Genomic DNA, 14,575 nt, shown 5'->3' on the forward strand with positions numbered 1-14,575 from the left:
GCTGCCCGCCGGAAACGTTGGTGCCGCCCTGCGCGATCTCCGATTCGAGCCCGCCGTCCTTGGCCTCGACGAATCCCCTCGCTTGCGCGATCTCCAGCGCCCGCCACATGTCGTCCTCCGACGCGTCCGGCTCACCGTAGCGCAGGTTGCTGGCCACCGTGCCGCTGAACAGGTACGGCCGCTGCGGCACCAGCCCGATGCGCGCCCAGAGGTCTTCGTCGTGGTAGTCGCGCACGTCCACGCCGTCGACGAGCACCCGCCCGCCGGTCACGTCGAACAGGCGGGGAATGAGGTTCACGAGGGTGGATTTGCCGGCCCCGGTGGAGCCGATGATGGCGGTGGTCTGGCCGGGCTCGGCGGTGAAGGTGAGGTGCTTCAGCACGGGCGCGTCGGCGCCGGGGTAGGCGAAGCTGACGTCGTCGAAGTGCACGACGCCGCGCTCAGCGGGCGCCTGAACGGGGTGCTCCGGCTCCTCGACGGACGAATCGGTGCGCAGCACCTCCATGATGCGGTCGGCGCACACCGCGGCGCGGGGCGCGAGCACCAGCAGCATGGTCGTCATCATCACAGAGATGAGGATCTGCATCAGGTAGGAGATGAACGCGGTGAGCTGACCGATCTGGAGGTCCCCAGAGCTGATGCGGTGCGCACCAAACCACATCACACCCACCGTCGAGAGGTTCATCACCACGCCCACGAACGGGAACATGAACACCATCAGGCGCCCGACGTGCAGCGTCGTGGTGGTGAGGTCGTCGTTGGCGCCGTCGAAGCGTCGAGACTCGTGCTCCTCGCGCACGAAGGCCCGCACCACGCGCACGCCGGTGATTTGTTCGCGCAGGATTCGGTTGAGGTTGTCAATGCGCTCTTGCATGCGTTTGAACAGCGGGCCCATGAACGTGATGAGTACGACGATGCCCGAGCCCAATATGACGACCGCCACCAGGATGATCCAGGTCAGCCCGAAGTCTTCGCGCACGGCCATGATGACGCCGCCCGCCATCATGATGGGGGCGCCGATGAGCATCACGCAGGTCATGTGCACGAGCATCTGCACCTGCTGCACGTCGTTGGTGGAGCGGGTGATGAGGCTGGGGGCGCCGAACTTGTCGAGCTCCTTCGTGGAGAAGCTGAGCGCGCGGCCGAACACGGCAGCCCGCACGTCGCGCCCGAAGCCCATCGACGTGCGCGACGCGGCCCAGGTGGCGCCGATCTGCGCGGCGGCTTGGATGGCCGAAAGCGCCAGCATCACACCGCCCGTGCGCCAGATGTAGTCGGTATCGCCTACGATGACGCCCTCGTCGATGATGCGCGCGTTCAGCGTCGGCAGGTAGAGGTTCATGGCGGTGGCGATCACCTGGAGCCCGACGACGAGCGCCAGCAGCCCCCAGTACGGGCGGATGTAGACGTTGATGAGACGTCCGAGGTGTTTGATCATGCGGGTTTCCTCACTCCGTGCACGATGGTGCCGACGAGCACCTCGCGGCTGAGGGGGCTGGTGCCGGCGGCGTGGCGTCGGCGCTCGCCGAGCGCCAGGGCCAACACAAGTTGGGCGCACTCGGACGGCGCGACGGTGAGTTCGTCGGCGTGGGTTGCCAAGCGTTCCGTTAACAGTGCCGTGAGCTGGGCGTCGCGCTCCTGGAGGAGATCACGGGCGCAGCGCGCGTTCGCGTCGTGGCTAGGGTTGTTGTGTCCGATGAGGAAGGCCGAGCGCACCACGTCGAAGTAACGGCTGGCGGCCTCGAACGCGCCTTCGACATCCCCGACGAGCGTGCCGGGAAACGTCGTGGCGGCGACGATGGCGTCGAGGTGTTCGGGGGAGAGCGACGCGGTCACCGTCGCCTCGATAACCTCTTGCAGCGAATCGAAGGCACGGAAGATGGTTCCTTCAGCGACGCCAGCTGCCTCGGCGATCTGCTTCGTCGTAAGCTGCTGGCCGTACAGCTCCAACAGCGGGGCAGTTGCTTCGACGATGCTCGCGCGACGCTCGTCGCGGGTCATCCTGGGGGCTCGTGTCACAACCCAGCATCATAGTGAGCGCTCACTCACATGCCAAATGTGGGCCTATCCCTGCAGCAGCAGGCGGCGTGGCGGGCCTGAGCCCTTGGGTGCACCGAGGACGTTGAATCGCCGGTCACCCCAAAGTGGGGGTGCCGGAACTTCAGACTCTGACTGGCTTACTCGACAGCGATGTTCGCAGTGAGCGCCTGCACGTTTGCTGCGGCGGTTTCCTTGTCTTCCGGGCGTCCAGGAATGCCTGGCCGCAGCTGCCAGGGGCGTGGTCCGTCGCTGCGACGGTATTCGACGCCCAGCGCGTCCAAACGCTCCAGATGGTGGGTAAGGCGTGCTTCGAAATCGTCGAGGTCCCTGAGATCCGGGGCCCACAGTGCTTCCGCCAACGCGCACAAGCGGGGGAATACCTGGTAGTCGATGCTGCGCGGGGAGTCCGTGTGCTCGGTCCACATGTTGCCCTGTCCCCCGAGCACATGGCGCGCTTCTTCGTCGCTGATGCCGGGCGGCACGGGGCTGAACCCGTACACATCAGCGACGGTGGTGACGGTCGCCACAGGGATCGGCTCGCGGGGATCGTCTGACTGGCGGTAGTCGAGGTACACGGTGTCCTCGGGGCAGGCGATGACGTCGTTGCCCGCGCGGGCAGCAGCGATAGCGCCAGCCCACCCGCGCCACGAGAGCACCGTCGCATCCTTAGCGAGCCCTCCCTCCAGGATTTCGTCCCAGCCGAGCAGCTTCCGGTCATGCGAGGCGAGGTGCTCACCGATGCGGGAAATAAACCAGCTCTGCAGCGCGTGCTCGTCGGAAACGCCGAGCTCCTGCATGCGTTCCTGGGTGCGAGGGTCGGCTTCCCACTGCTGTTTGGGGCACTCGTCGCCGCCGACGTGGATGTACTCAGACGGGAACAATTCCACCACTTCGTCGAACACGTTGCAGAGGAACTCGATGGTGCGTTCCTCCACGTTGAAGACGTTGACGTTGATGCCCCAATTGGTCCACGGCTCGAGTGGTTCATCGACCACGCCGAGTTCGGGATAGGCGGCGATCGCCGCTTGGGCGTGGCCTGGGAGTTCGATTTCCGGAACGACGGTGATGCCCCGCGCTGAGGCGTAGGCGACGATCTCACGGATGTCGTCTTGTGTGTAGAAGCCGCCATGCGGGCGACCGTCGTGGCTCGCGTGTTCCCCCGCCCCAACCTGAGACTCTCGTCGCCAACTGCCCACCTCGGTGAGGCGTGGGTAGCGGAGAATCTCGATCCGCCATCCCTGATCGTCCGTAAGGTGAAGGTGCAACACGTTGAGGCGATGCATGGCCAAGAGGTCGATGAATCGCAGCACCTCCCTGACGGGAAGGAAATGACGAACGACGTCGAGTAGCGCGCCCCGCCACGGGTACTTTGGTTCGTCTTCGATCGTGACGGCGGGGATGACCCAATGGGTGTTCCGCAGCGGTGCCGAGCGGTAGATCTCAGGGGGGAGAAGCTGCAGTAGCGTCTGGACGGCCCATGTGGCCCCAACCTCGGTTGCTGCCGCGATGTGTACCCGATCAGGGGTTACTTCGACGCGGTAGCCCTCACGCGGGAGAGATTCGTCGACGCGCAGCCGGATCTGCCCGTCATCACCAAACCCAACCGGGAGTTGCGTGGCCCGCATCAGATTCGCCTGCAGCAGGCGTGACGCAGAGGAGAGTGCATCGTCCGTAGCAATGCGTGTGGAGGCGGACAAAGTGAATTCGCCGGTTCCCTTCTCGAGGTGGCGTACACGAGGAACGACGGATGTCATGAGCCCTCCTGGGAAGTGCGCGAGGTAACAGTTGGGTAACTACCAGTAGACCCTACTTGACATTTGTTTGCAAGACTCATTTACTAATAATTGTCCTAGGCAACGACGCCAACATCGGTGTGACGCTTCGCCTCGGGCTTCGCATCCCGCGAAACTCATATCCGCAAGAACGTCTTCTCAACGAAGGAGAGAAACGTGGCTATCAAGAAAACTGCTCTCGGCGCGGTCGGGCTGGCTGCCACCCTCCTGTTCACCGCATGCTCGGGTGGGGGAGGGGCCGAAGGTAAGCCGTCGGCCGACACCAATGCCGACACCAATGGCGAAGGCAAATCCATCACCGTGTGGGTAATGGAGGGCGACTACACCGACGAAACCCTCGGTGAGATCAACAAGCGCTTCACCGAACAAACCAAGGCCAAGGTCGACCTCCAGGTGCAGACCTGGGACGGCATCAACACCAAGATCTCGACGTCGCTTGCCACCGACACCCCGCCTGATGTGCTCGACATCGGTAACACGCAGGTCGCTTCCTACGCGGCCAACGGCGGACTCCTCGATCTGACGGAGAGCAAGGACGATCTCGCGCAGGGCCAGACGTGGCTGGACGGTCTCGTCGATCCGGCCACCATCGACGGCAAGCTCTACGCGGTTCCCGGCTTCGCCGGTGCACGTGCGGTGATTTACAACAAGAAGATGTGGAAGGACGCCGGGGTCACCGAGGTGCCTACCACGTACGAAGAGCTCACTGCGGCACTGGACAAGGTGAAGGAAGCCAACAAGTCCACTCCAGACTTCTCCGCGTTCTACCTGCCCGGTCAGTACTGGTTTGCTGGCCTGCAGTTCGTGTGGGATGCCGGCGGTGAGATTGCAACCCAGGAAGGTGACGCATGGAAGTCGGGCTTCAGCAGCGAGGCGGCATTGAAGGGTCTCGAAGACTTCAAGGCCTTCCAGAACGCCTACTCGTCCCCTGCTTCTCAGACCCTGAACACGCTGGAGCCTGACCACAACCAGATCTTCGCAGACGGCAAGACTTCCGCGATCCTCAACACCAACTCGCAGGGCATCCTCAGACTGAACCCCAATCTCAAGGAAGAGGATCTCGGCACCTTCCCGATGCCTGGCAAGTCGGGTAAGAGTCAGCCGGTGATGCTCGGTGGCTCGAACTGGGCCATCCCTGCCAAGTCGAAGAATGCTGGGCTGGCCCTCCAGTGGGTCAAGATCGCAGCCAGCCCCGAAGTGCAGTCGGACTTCGTCTACGGGGTAGACGGCTGGATTCCGAACAGCAAGGAGGGAGTCGAGAAGGCCGACTCGACGCTGAGCGACGTCAAGCGCGGATTCTTCACTGCGGCGCTCAACTCGAAGGCCACCCCTCCGAACCCGAACTGGACCACCATCGAGAGCAATAAGGAGCTCGAGACCATGTTCCAGGCCATCGCCTCTGGTTCGAAGGACGTCAAGGGCGCAGCCGAAGCGTTCGACGCCGCCGCGGACAAGACACTCAACGAACAGTGATCACGCTGGTGGGCGCCGACAGCATCGGTAGTCGGCGCCCACCCTCAATCCGACTCGAAAGGCGAGCTTCATGGCCGCTTTGTCCAAAACCACACCGACGTCGAAGGTGACTCGGCGGCGCAAATCAGGCTCCCCGCATGAGCGGCCGTGGCTGCCACCTCTGCTGCTGCTCTCGCCCGCAGGGCTCGTGCTCACTTTCGTCACGCTCGCGCCCATCGTGTTCCTGGTGGTCCTGTCCACCACCGACTACAACCAACGCAGTCTTTTTACCGGCACCTACAACAACGTCGGATTCGAGCAATACGCCAAGCTGCTGAGCGAGGGCGCCTTCTGGCTTTCGCTTCTGCGCACGGTGATCTTTACCGCGAGCCTCGTGATAGGCAGCGTTTTGATCGGTGCGTTCATGTCGCATCTGATGACCCGACTCACGTCGGTGATGCGATACGTCGTTACCGTCTCGTTGATTCTCGCCTGGGCGATGCCCAACGTGGCGTCATCGTTGATCTGGAAGTGGCTGTTTCAGCCGCAATACGGTGTGGTGAACTGGCTCCTCACCCAGACCGGGCTGTTTGGTGATCTCACCAGCAAGAACTGGGCGGCTGATCCGGTGCTGGCTTGGGTGTGCATTTGGCTGCTGGTGGTGTGGCAGGCGGTGCCCTTTATCGCGTTGACGCTCTACGCCGCTGAGACGCAAGTGCCGATTGACCGAAAAGAGGCAGCACGCCTCGACGGTGCGAGTGAATTTGCTGTCTACCGCATGGTGGTGCTTCCAGCCATGAAGCCGACATTCATGCTGGTGACCATGCTTTCCATCATCTGGGACTTCAACGTGTTCAACCAGATCTGGCTGGTGTCTGCCGGCGGTCCCGACGGTGCGACGAGCACCCTGGGCGTGTTCACCTACATCACCGCGTTCTCTGGAAACGTGCAGCTGGGAGCTGGCTCGGCTATCGCTGTCGCTTCCACACTGATTCTGCTGGTACTCAGCGCCTTGTACATCCGCGACCTCATTCGTTCTGGAGAGGACCTCTGACCGTGACTACGACGACACAAGACGCACCACGCGACGGCGCACTTCCTCCGCAGTCTGCAACCCTGAGCGCCACGCAAAAGCGGCAGCTGAGAATGAGGCGCCTTCGTAAGTTTCCTTGGATCAGCACGCTCATCGCCATCATTTTCTGCATCGTCTGGGTCTTCCCGGTGTATTGGATGATCAATACGGCGTTTAAACCACAGTCCGAGATGCTCTCGTCGACGCCGCGCTTCCTCCCCAGCGAACCCACGCTCGAGAATTTCGTTCGGGCTGTGACGCAGGCAGGATTCCTCCAGAACCTACGGAACTCTGTCATCGTCGTCGCGGGGGCAGTAGCGTTCTCCATCGTCTTGGGGCTATTTGCTGCAGCCGCGCTCTCCCGGTTCCGGTTTCGCGGACGCCGTTCCGTGCTAATTCTGCTACTCGTTGTGCAGATGTTGCCAGGAGCTGCGCTGCTCATTCCGCAGTTCCTGATCTTCAACGAACTCAACCTGTTGGGAACGTACTGGGGTTTGATTTTCGCCTACGTAGCCGGCGTGCTCCCATTCTCGATTTGGGTTATGCGAGGGTTTTTCCTTGCGATCCCCATTGAACTCGATGAAGCAGCGCGCGTCGACGGAGCATCCACCTGGAAGGTGCTTACCCGAATCCTGTTCCCACTGGTGATGCCAGGCATCATCGCAAGCAGCGTGTTTGCCTTCATCGCAGCCTGGAATGACTACATCGTCGCCTACACCTTCATGAAGGATCAGTCTCAATACACGTTGCCCGTGTGGCTCGCATCGTTCACGACGGCGTCCGGTGGACAGATCGGCACAGACTACGGCGGACAGATGGCGGGAGCAACCCTCTTCTCCTTGCCGGTCGTCGTGTTTTTCATGATTATTCAGCGCAACCTTGTTTCCGGCATGTCCGCCGGAGCAGTCAAGGGTTAGATAGTACATCCTCGAAGAAGAGAGCATAAGAATGGATAATTCGCTTGGCGCACCCACGCGCGAACATGGTCAACCACGACGTCGTTCGCGGCTGCGAGGACTCGTAGCAGCTTCCGTTGCAGCCGCATTGGCGGTGTGCGGCAGCATCACCACCGCTCAAGCAGGGACATGTGAACCAACGCCTGCAACCAGCGGGTGGTACACGGGCTCTGACGACACAGTCGACTTCAAACGGTCAGCCGAACTTGCGTATGAGTTCCTCGACGAACGTGTAGACACGTACGGCACGGGGTCGAAGATGCGTCTTGCCCGCAGCTACCAGGGCGGCTTCTTCGACTCTCTTCCCGGCGGGTTTGTGTCGTCGTTCTTGTACGATGATGCGCTCATCATCATGGCGTACCTCGCCCGGGGCCTTCCTGAAGACATTGAGCGAGCTTCAGCCCTTGGTGACGCGCTTGTCCACGTTCAAAACGAAGACCCGTACGCAGACGGACGCACGAGGTCTTCGTATCAACCCGATAGCCTCCAGGCTGGCGTCGTTGAGATCGGATCATCTGCGTCGTTCACCGGTAATCAAGCCTGGGTGGGCATGGCGCTGACGCATCTGTACAAGGCCACTGGCGAGCAGAAGTACTTGGATGCGGCGCTCCGCTCGGCAGAATGGATCGAGAAGAACACAGCCGACCGTGAACGCGCGCCCTATGGCTACACGGGCGGGCAGAATGCTGACGCCGTATCGTTCACCTTCAAGGCCACGGAACACAACATCGATATCGCCGCATTTTACGGGCAACTCGCCGAAATCACCGGCGACGCCAAGTGGGAAGAGCGGGCTACCACTGCTTCTGGCTTCATGAAGGCAATGATCTCTGAACACGGACATCTGTGGACGGGGACGAACCCCGACGGCGTCTCCACCAACTACTACCCTGTGCCTGAAGATCCGCAGAGCTGGAGCTACCTCACCGCACTCGATGACAGTTACTTGCCGGCACTGCTTTGGACGGTAGATAACCTGCACGCTCAAGACGGCGTCTATGAGGGCGCGGCGTTCAGCAATGCTGATGTCTCCAAGGTCTGGTTCGAAGGATCAGGGCAGTTGGCGCTGGCGCTTCGCCACGCCGACCACAACCCTGAGTACACGGAATCAATCCTTCGCAGCATAGAACGAGCTCAGCGTGAAGCCCCGAATGGCGATGGGAAGGGCATCGTTGCGGCGTCCAGCGACGGGCTCGATACGGGGTTTGGGGATCTCTACTACGCAAGCCTTCACACGGGAGCCACCGCGTGGTACCTCCTAGCGCTCACGGGATACAACCCCTTCCAGCTGACGCAGCACCAGCCGGCTGACGCTGCTCCTTCGGAGCCGGGCACGTGCAACGGCGGCGGCTCGCAGCAAGGTCCTGGAACGTCCGAAGAGGGCGGTTCGGATTTGGCAATACCGCAGGAGGGTCACTCCGGAACAACAGGCACGGCGTCGAACCCGGCCGGCAAGACGCTCGACCCGGGCACGAAGGGGCCTGAGCGGCAAGCCAGGGGCGGTTTGCCCGCCCCTGGTCTTCCGGCCAGCGGAGTGTGACATTCCTTTGCCCCCCCCCGGGCAAGCAGCTGCCACGCAGCACCGCATCAGATGGTGCTGGGTGGCAACCGCAGGGCGTGTGCTGCCCGCATGAATGAACCATGAATTGTAGTCAACTGATTCCTCACAGCCTCGAGTACCGCGAGTGTCAGTTCGCCCAAGAGAACTATGTGGAGAGTGCATGAACCAGCTTCGCGTCACTGAGAAAGCGTCGCCGACGGACAGTAGGCAGAACAATCGCGCGTTACTGCTGCAGCACCTATTCCACGACGGCGAGATGAGCAGGGCAGACCTCTCTCGGGCATCTGGTCTGACGAGGATGTCCGTGTCGGACCTCGTCGCCGAGCTGGATTCCGAGGGCCTGCTGCTCGATCTCGGTACCCGTGCTCGGTCAAAGGTAGGAAAACCTCCCACCCTGATCGCACTCGACGACAATGCTCGGCACGTCATCTCACTCAACCTCTCGGATGATCACCGAGTGACCGGGGCACTACTGAACCTTCGGGGTGAAATCCTCGAGCGTCGCGAGGCACCGCTCCGCGGCCAGATGGGTGAGGATGCGGCCAACGTCGCGCTTGGCGTAGCGAAGGACCTGAAGCAAGCGTCCAAGGTTCCTGTGCTCGGCGTTGGGATCGGATCTCCGGGCGTGGTCAACCGCAATGGAGTCATTCTTGAGGCTCCGAACCTGGGGTGGGTGAATCAAGCTCTTGCCGACCCCTTCTCTCATGCGCTCGGTGTGCCCACGCACGTCGCCAATGACGCCAACGCAGCCACGCTGGCCATTCATACGTTCCATGAGGGCGGCGGCAAGAACATGATGCTCGTGCTCATCGGTAAGGGAGTGGGGGCTGGGCTGATTATCGACGGAGCCCTCGTACAGGGCGACGCGTTCACTGCGGGTGAGATTGGACACGTCGTGATGGATGAGGAAGGAGCACTGTGCAGCTGTGGCCGTCGTGGATGCTTGGAAACGCTGCTGAGTGTCTCGAACTTGGGTAAGCAACTCAGCGCAGCCGATGCGCAACAGCAGCAGCGTTTGTTGCGCAAAGCCGGGGGCTCGCTTGGTGCAGCGCTCACGCCCATCATCGCCGCGCTAGGCATCAGCGCAGTCACCCTCGCGGGCCCAGCAGAATTCATGGCACAGGCTTTGCTTGAGGAAATGCGCTCTACTGTCGAGCGACGTACGTTGCCTGCGGTCACTGGGCAGCTCCAGGTGGATTCGGTCACCAACCCTGGTGATCTGGTTCTGCAAGGCGCTGCCGCGTTGGTGCTCAGCAACGAACTCGGCATCTCCTGATGCGCGGTACTCGAAGGAAATGATAGGTGCATATCGGTATTGACATCGGAGGGACCAGTATCGAGGCGGTGGCTGTTGACGACGATCTGTCTATTGTTCACCGCACGCGTAACGCCACGACGAAGGGAAACACGAACGTCGTAGATGGTGTCAAAATCACCGTGAAGGAGCTGCTCCAAGCCCTGCGAGGCGATGAAGTTCACGTTCACCGCATTGGCATTGGTATTCCAGGCGTTATTGACCGCGTCGATGGCCGCGTGAGGCATGCAGTCAACCTCGGAGTGGAGGATCTCGCACTGGGGCCGATCATGGCCACGGAGTTTGACGTCGATGTCGTTATCGACAACGACGTGAATGCCGCGGCGTTCGGTGCCACGCATCTACTTGGTCTTGGGCAATCCACCGCCTATCTCAACCTCGGTACGGGCATGGCGGCAGGAATCGTGGTCAACGGTACTATCTGGCGTGGCGCACGCGGTGGTGCTGGAGAAGTTGGCCACGTACCCCTCAAGGCAGACGGCCCCCTATGCGCGTGTGGCCAGCGCGGCTGCCACGAGACCTATGCATCAGGCTCGGCGCTGAGGCGCCTGTGGCCCACGACGCAGCCGTACCCCGCTCTCGACCTCTTCAAATGCGCGGATGCCGGTGACGAACGTGCCCTGGTGGTGAAAACCAACTTCGTCGAAGCTGTTGCGAGCGCCGTGCGGATGTTGATCCTTACAGCAGACGTGGAGTCGGTGGTGATCGGGGGCGGCCTGAGCAACCTTGGGGATCGCCTCCGACAACCACTGCTGGAAGTATTTCAGCGGTGGTCAACGCAGTCACCATTCATCCAATCACTTGCGCTGGACTCTCGTACAATGCTCCTCCCGAGTGGACTGCCTGCGGCAGCGGTAGGCGCCGCTCTCCTCACGAGGGAGCCGAACATGGGGTCTCAGTAGGGACTGAGGCCTGCCCCTCACCTCACCTTTCCACAGACAAGCGCATGAGCATCGGCGCCGATCGTAAACGTGAACATAAGGGTTGTCGTTACAAGCCAGATTTGAGCAGCACAGAAGTACGCGGCCGCCTACCGAGCCTCGCCACAGGAGGCACGGGCACCACGCGTTGCCAACCTTCGCGGTGACGGGCTGGGCCGGTGGCCGGGTGCCGACGGCATCGGGCCAAGAGGCTTCATGTCAAGGACCGGGCAACAGCGAAAGCGAAGCACACGCATCGAAGGAGTAGCCCCCACCATCAGGAACGCGCCGGTGCGCGGAGCAGCTCCCAACAGCGCGCGCCCCAGCGCTGACGATGCGATAGGTACTTGTTGCCCGACGCTTGACCAGACGCGGATCGCCCGCGTCGCAGGCTCGACCTTGTCGAGGTAGACGACGTGATCGCCGTGCCAGGTGCCGAGGTGTACGAGTTCGTCAGCGCGGCGCGACAGCGCGCTGAGTACCCCTTTGAGTGCGCCGACGAGGTATTGCTCACCGCTTTTCTCTGCGCCGAGCGTGATCGCGGCTCGGCCGAGTCGATATTCGCCCGTGGGTGTTTGCGCAACGAACCCGCGTGCTTTCATTGTCGCGAGGGCGCGGTAGGCCGTCGGCTTGCGAATTGCTGTCATCTCGCACAGCGTGCCCAGCGATTGCCCCGACGACCCGGCCTCCGAGAGCGCGCTGAGCAGTATGAGGGCGCGATCGATGGCCTCAACGAAGACGGGCCCGGAGTCGCGTGGCGCTGGGTTGGAGAGATCAGAGCGTTGCGCCACTTGGCGGCCTGCATCTGGGACGCGAAGCTGGAGTTGCGCGCCTTGACTCTGCCGCAGATCGCGTTCGCTGGGCTGCGCTTGGGCGAGAATGCATCATTGACCACGCAATGCTGGTGCTGGAGAGCGCCGAGCTCCACATAGCGCGTTGTCAAGGTGTGGTTGCGATGCCGATAGCGGTGAGCGGTTGGCACGCCCCGACGAGTATGTCTACCGCGTTGCAACTCATCGCCACAGATGCACGTCACGTGGTTCGACAACACCTCGACGATGGCTCCGCAGTCGGGCCATCGTCGCTCGAGCGGCTGCTACTGAGCCCGTCGGGCAACGAGTTGCACGTCGTGTGGGCCACCGGGCTGGGCGCTGTTGCTCCGACTGTCGAGAAGCTGGCTGGCGGGGTTGAAGTGACGTGGCGCGATGGTGGTGCCGATGTGACCCTTCCCGACAGAACCCGGCGCCCGCTCGCGTTTGTCACGGGCAGGTGCCGGTGGGTTCCTGAAACCGCTGCGCAGAGCGTGTACCGCTGGTGCTGAGCAGTGCTGGGCTCATGCATCAGGCCTTTCGCTTCCTGAACCGGGAGGCTGCAGCGACGCCAACGAGTCCGGTCAACGAGATCGCCAGATAAGCGCCAACGCGGTCGGAGCTGGTCTGCAGGATAGGCGCAGGGTCCGGGGTATTCTCGCTGGTGAGCACGGCTTGCTTGTCGCGGCCGCTGGTGACACCGTCGACCCAGCCCTTCAGCCCGGCCAGCGACGTGATCGCGACGGTCGGGGAAGGCAGGTCGGCATCGCCTTCTGCGGTTCCAGCGGTGCCCAGACCAGCAAGTTTCCCGTCTACGAAGAATGAGCCGCCCGAGTCGCCACCTTGGATGCCTGCCCCGTCCGTCGAGCGAGCGTGCAAGATGGGGGAAGAAATCTGTGGGGCGGGCGCGGCTTCGCCGGGGGCTATCTCGCCGCCGGGTGAAGGGGCGACCATGCTGCCACCGTCGGTAGGAGCCTGCCCGCCGGGCGCTGGCACAGCCATGCCGCCGTCGCTCGAGTCTTCGCCGCTCGGCACAGCAGGCGGTTGCGCTCCGGGATCGCCACCGGGCACCCCGAGCTGTTCGAGCACTTTCATGTTCGTCATCGGGAGCTGCTTCTTTCTGGCCATGGTGGAGCTACTGGACCAACCGTAGAACGTGCCCTGCTTGCCCACCTCCGGCACCGTATCGGCGATGGTTGCAGGTGTGATGCCGGTCACCTTCCTCGTCAGGTGGAGCAGCCCGGCGTCAGCGGTGGGGGACATGGCCCAGGCGTCGACATCGTAGACCTGGTCTTTGCCGAAACGAGCTTGGGTGCCCTCATTACGCACCGATTCGAGGCAGTGCCGAGCGGTGAGCACCCACTGCTCAGCCACCAGCGTTCCTGTGCAGTCGCCGAACTGTCCGATCTTCCCCATGCGCAGCGAAGCCACTGCCGAGCTCTCGGTGTTCTTGGGCGCAGGCTTGCCGTGCTCGAGGGCGCTGGCCGGCGTCGATGCGATCATGGCGACGCTGGCTGCCAAAGCGAGTGCGCTAGGTACGAGTTTCTTCATGATTAAGCCTTCTTTCCTGCGGGAACGACGATTCGGATGAGCTTGGCTACGCCCCATTCCGCAGGGCCTTGGCCAACGAACTGTTTCCACACGCTGCACACCACGAGGAAGAAGCCCACGAACGCGACGGCCCACACGGTGTTGTGGATTGCAACGTGTTGTTGCCAGTAGTAGGCGGTGAGCACATGGAGGATATAAACGCTGAGCGACATCGTCCCCATAGCGGCAAATGGAGTGGCGAGTTTCGCGGCATGCTCACCAACGAGCAGGCATAGGTGCAACACGACGGCGGATGCGGCGACGGAGAGAAGAATTTCGCCGAGCACTCCCGTGTGACCAGTGAAGCGCAGCCATGCGGGAATATCTGCCTTGAACCGGAGATACAGCCCCACTGCGGCGACGACGGCACTGGCTCCAGTGCACGTCCAGCGAAGAGCCCTATTGCGCTGGTGGATGTACACTTCGTAGAGCAACATCCCACCCAAGAAGTAAGCCACCCACGCGAGCAGAGGGTAGATCTCCGGCAGTGTGGAGGGGGTGTACCGGATCGTGGCGCCCGCTGTCGCAGCGACGAACAGAGCCAGCTTCCACCACACACCCAACGCTGGAACCCACGAGACCATGATCATCGTGATGCCCATGGCAACCAGCACCACCTGGATCTGCCCACCCAGTGGTAGCAGTGCAAGACCGAGGAGCGTGATGATGCAGCCTCGGGCAATGAGCCTCATGAACGTCGTCACGGTGTAGTCGCGCCCGATGATCATAAGAGTGATTCCGGCTATGACGGCAAACAACGCCGCGGGTAGGCCGGAGAGGATCACTTTCGTACTCCACACCAGTGAGGCCATGTGGACGACAATCATGCCAATAATGGCGAGGGAACGGGCTATATCCAGCCCCACAATGCGCGTTGGTGATGACACCCGGCGTCTCTCTTTCTTGCTCCTGGTCCCGGTATCACAGGACTCGTTCAAGAAGAACCTAATGAGGGTTTCTGTGTAGTTCCTGAGGAGATGATGTGTGGTTCCTGTGGCGACATAGGAACCACACATGCGAATAGAACGCCTCGGGAATTTCGCTGTGTCAGGACTCTCGAGAGGCGC

At 62.1% G+C, this 14,575-nt stretch carries 13 protein-coding genes; 7 read left to right on the forward strand and 6 right to left on the reverse strand.

Features of this window, described 5'->3' with window-relative positions; genetic code table 11:
- The 3 genes from Q0X61_RS06630 to Q0X61_RS06640 all read right to left on the reverse strand — a co-directional run.
- Positions 1 to 1,438: ABC transporter ATP-binding protein (locus tag Q0X61_RS06630; protein ID WP_297741552.1), on the reverse strand; the 1,438-nt coding region annotated here is incomplete at its 3' end.
- A complete protein-coding gene (locus Q0X61_RS06635) occupies positions 1,435 to 2,019 on the reverse strand; it encodes a TetR/AcrR family transcriptional regulator (protein ID WP_297741554.1) in 585 nt (194 codons plus the stop codon). The genes Q0X61_RS06630 and Q0X61_RS06635, both read right to left, overlap by 4 nt.
- A 158-nt stretch (positions 2,020 to 2,177) precedes the next feature.
- Positions 2,178 to 3,794 (reverse strand): beta-N-acetylhexosaminidase, encoded by a 1,617-nt coding sequence (locus Q0X61_RS06640; RefSeq protein ID WP_297741556.1) that lies wholly within the window; start codon positions 3,792 to 3,794, stop codon positions 2,178 to 2,180.
- Between the two features lie 195 nt (positions 3,795 to 3,989).
- Here Q0X61_RS06640 and Q0X61_RS06645 point away from each other — a divergent pair, with 195 nt between their 5' ends.
- The 6 genes from Q0X61_RS06645 (at position 3,990) to Q0X61_RS06670 (ending at position 11,091) form a co-directional block, all read left to right on the forward strand.
- Positions 3,990 to 5,306: a sugar ABC transporter substrate-binding protein gene (locus tag Q0X61_RS06645; protein ID WP_297741558.1), complete on the forward strand. Its 1,317-nt coding sequence runs from the start codon at positions 3,990 to 3,992 to the stop codon at positions 5,304 to 5,306.
- A 70-nt stretch (positions 5,307 to 5,376) separates the two neighbouring features.
- Positions 5,377 to 6,339 (forward strand): carbohydrate ABC transporter permease, encoded by a 963-nt coding sequence (locus Q0X61_RS06650; RefSeq protein WP_297741560.1) that lies wholly within the window; start codon positions 5,377 to 5,379, stop codon positions 6,337 to 6,339.
- A 2-nt stretch (positions 6,340 to 6,341) separates the two neighbouring features.
- Entirely contained in the window at positions 6,342 to 7,274 is a 933-nt protein-coding gene (locus Q0X61_RS06655; protein WP_297741562.1) for a carbohydrate ABC transporter permease, read from the forward strand.
- Positions 7,275 to 7,305: 31 nt separating this feature from the next.
- On the forward strand, positions 7,306 to 8,853 hold the full coding sequence (locus tag Q0X61_RS06660; protein WP_297741564.1) for a hypothetical protein: 1,548 nt from the start codon (positions 7,306 to 7,308) through the stop codon (positions 8,851 to 8,853).
- Between the two features lie 181 nt (positions 8,854 to 9,034).
- A complete protein-coding gene (locus Q0X61_RS06665; RefSeq protein ID WP_297741566.1) occupies positions 9,035 to 10,150 on the forward strand; it encodes an ROK family protein in 1,116 nt (371 codons plus the stop codon).
- A 26-nt stretch (positions 10,151 to 10,176) separates the two neighbouring features.
- Positions 10,177 to 11,091 (forward strand): ROK family protein, encoded by a 915-nt coding sequence (locus tag Q0X61_RS06670; RefSeq protein ID WP_297741568.1) that lies wholly within the window; start codon positions 10,177 to 10,179, stop codon positions 11,089 to 11,091.
- Positions 11,092 to 11,219: 128 nt separating this feature from the next.
- On the opposite strand, the gene Q0X61_RS06675 is transcribed toward Q0X61_RS06670, so the two are convergent.
- Positions 11,220 to 11,900, reverse strand: coding sequence for an IclR family transcriptional regulator (locus Q0X61_RS06675; RefSeq protein ID WP_297741570.1), 681 nt, complete (start codon positions 11,898 to 11,900; stop codon positions 11,220 to 11,222).
- Between the two features lie 203 nt (positions 11,901 to 12,103).
- On the opposite strand from Q0X61_RS06675, the gene Q0X61_RS06680 reads away from it, so the two are divergent.
- The gene (locus Q0X61_RS06680) at positions 12,104 to 12,430 is read left to right on the forward strand and encodes a hypothetical protein (RefSeq protein WP_297741572.1); all 327 of its coding nucleotides are present in this window, start codon (positions 12,104 to 12,106) and stop codon (positions 12,428 to 12,430) included.
- A 19-nt stretch (positions 12,431 to 12,449) separates the two neighbouring features.
- Here Q0X61_RS06680 and Q0X61_RS06685 read toward each other — a convergent pair whose 3' ends face one another.
- Together Q0X61_RS06685 and Q0X61_RS06690 are read right to left on the reverse strand one after the other, a co-directional pair.
- On the reverse strand, positions 12,450 to 13,469 hold the full coding sequence (locus Q0X61_RS06685; RefSeq protein ID WP_297741573.1) for a trypsin-like serine protease: 1,020 nt from the start codon (positions 13,467 to 13,469) through the stop codon (positions 12,450 to 12,452).
- 2 nt (positions 13,470 to 13,471) lie between these two features.
- Positions 13,472 to 14,335 carry a DUF418 domain-containing protein gene (locus tag Q0X61_RS06690; RefSeq protein ID WP_297741575.1) on the reverse strand — a complete coding sequence of 288 codons (864 nt, stop codon included), beginning with the start codon at positions 14,333 to 14,335 and terminating at the stop codon, positions 13,472 to 13,474.
- Between the last annotated feature and the right edge of the window lie 240 nt (positions 14,336 to 14,575).

The organism is uncultured Tessaracoccus sp., assembly GCF_947255005.1.
In the GTDB taxonomy this organism is placed as follows: domain Bacteria; phylum Actinomycetota; class Actinomycetes; order Propionibacteriales; family Propionibacteriaceae; genus Arachnia.

What these genes read in the sequence shown, in the direction of transcription:
- Q0X61_RS06685 (WP_297741573.1), bottom strand. Translation starts at nt 13,469, where the DNA reads ATGAAGAAACTCGTACCTAGCGCACTCGCTTTGGCAGCCAGCGTCGCC.
- Q0X61_RS06660 (WP_297741564.1), top strand. Translation starts at nt 7,306, where the DNA reads ATGGATAATTCGCTTGGCGCACCCACGCGCGAACATGGTCAACCACGA.
- Q0X61_RS06665 (WP_297741566.1), top strand. Translation starts at nt 9,035, where the DNA reads ATGAACCAGCTTCGCGTCACTGAGAAAGCGTCGCCGACGGACAGTAGG.
- Q0X61_RS06690 (WP_297741575.1), bottom strand. Translation starts at nt 14,335, where the DNA reads ATGATTGTCGTCCACATGGCCTCACTGGTGTGGAGTACGAAAGTGATC.
- Q0X61_RS06650 (WP_297741560.1), top strand. Translation starts at nt 5,377, where the DNA reads ATGGCCGCTTTGTCCAAAACCACACCGACGTCGAAGGTGACTCGGCGG.
- Q0X61_RS06640 (WP_297741556.1), bottom strand. Translation starts at nt 3,794, where the DNA reads ATGACATCCGTCGTTCCTCGTGTACGCCACCTCGAGAAGGGAACCGGC.
- Q0X61_RS06680 (WP_297741572.1), top strand. Translation starts at nt 12,104, where the DNA reads ATGTCTACCGCGTTGCAACTCATCGCCACAGATGCACGTCACGTGGTT.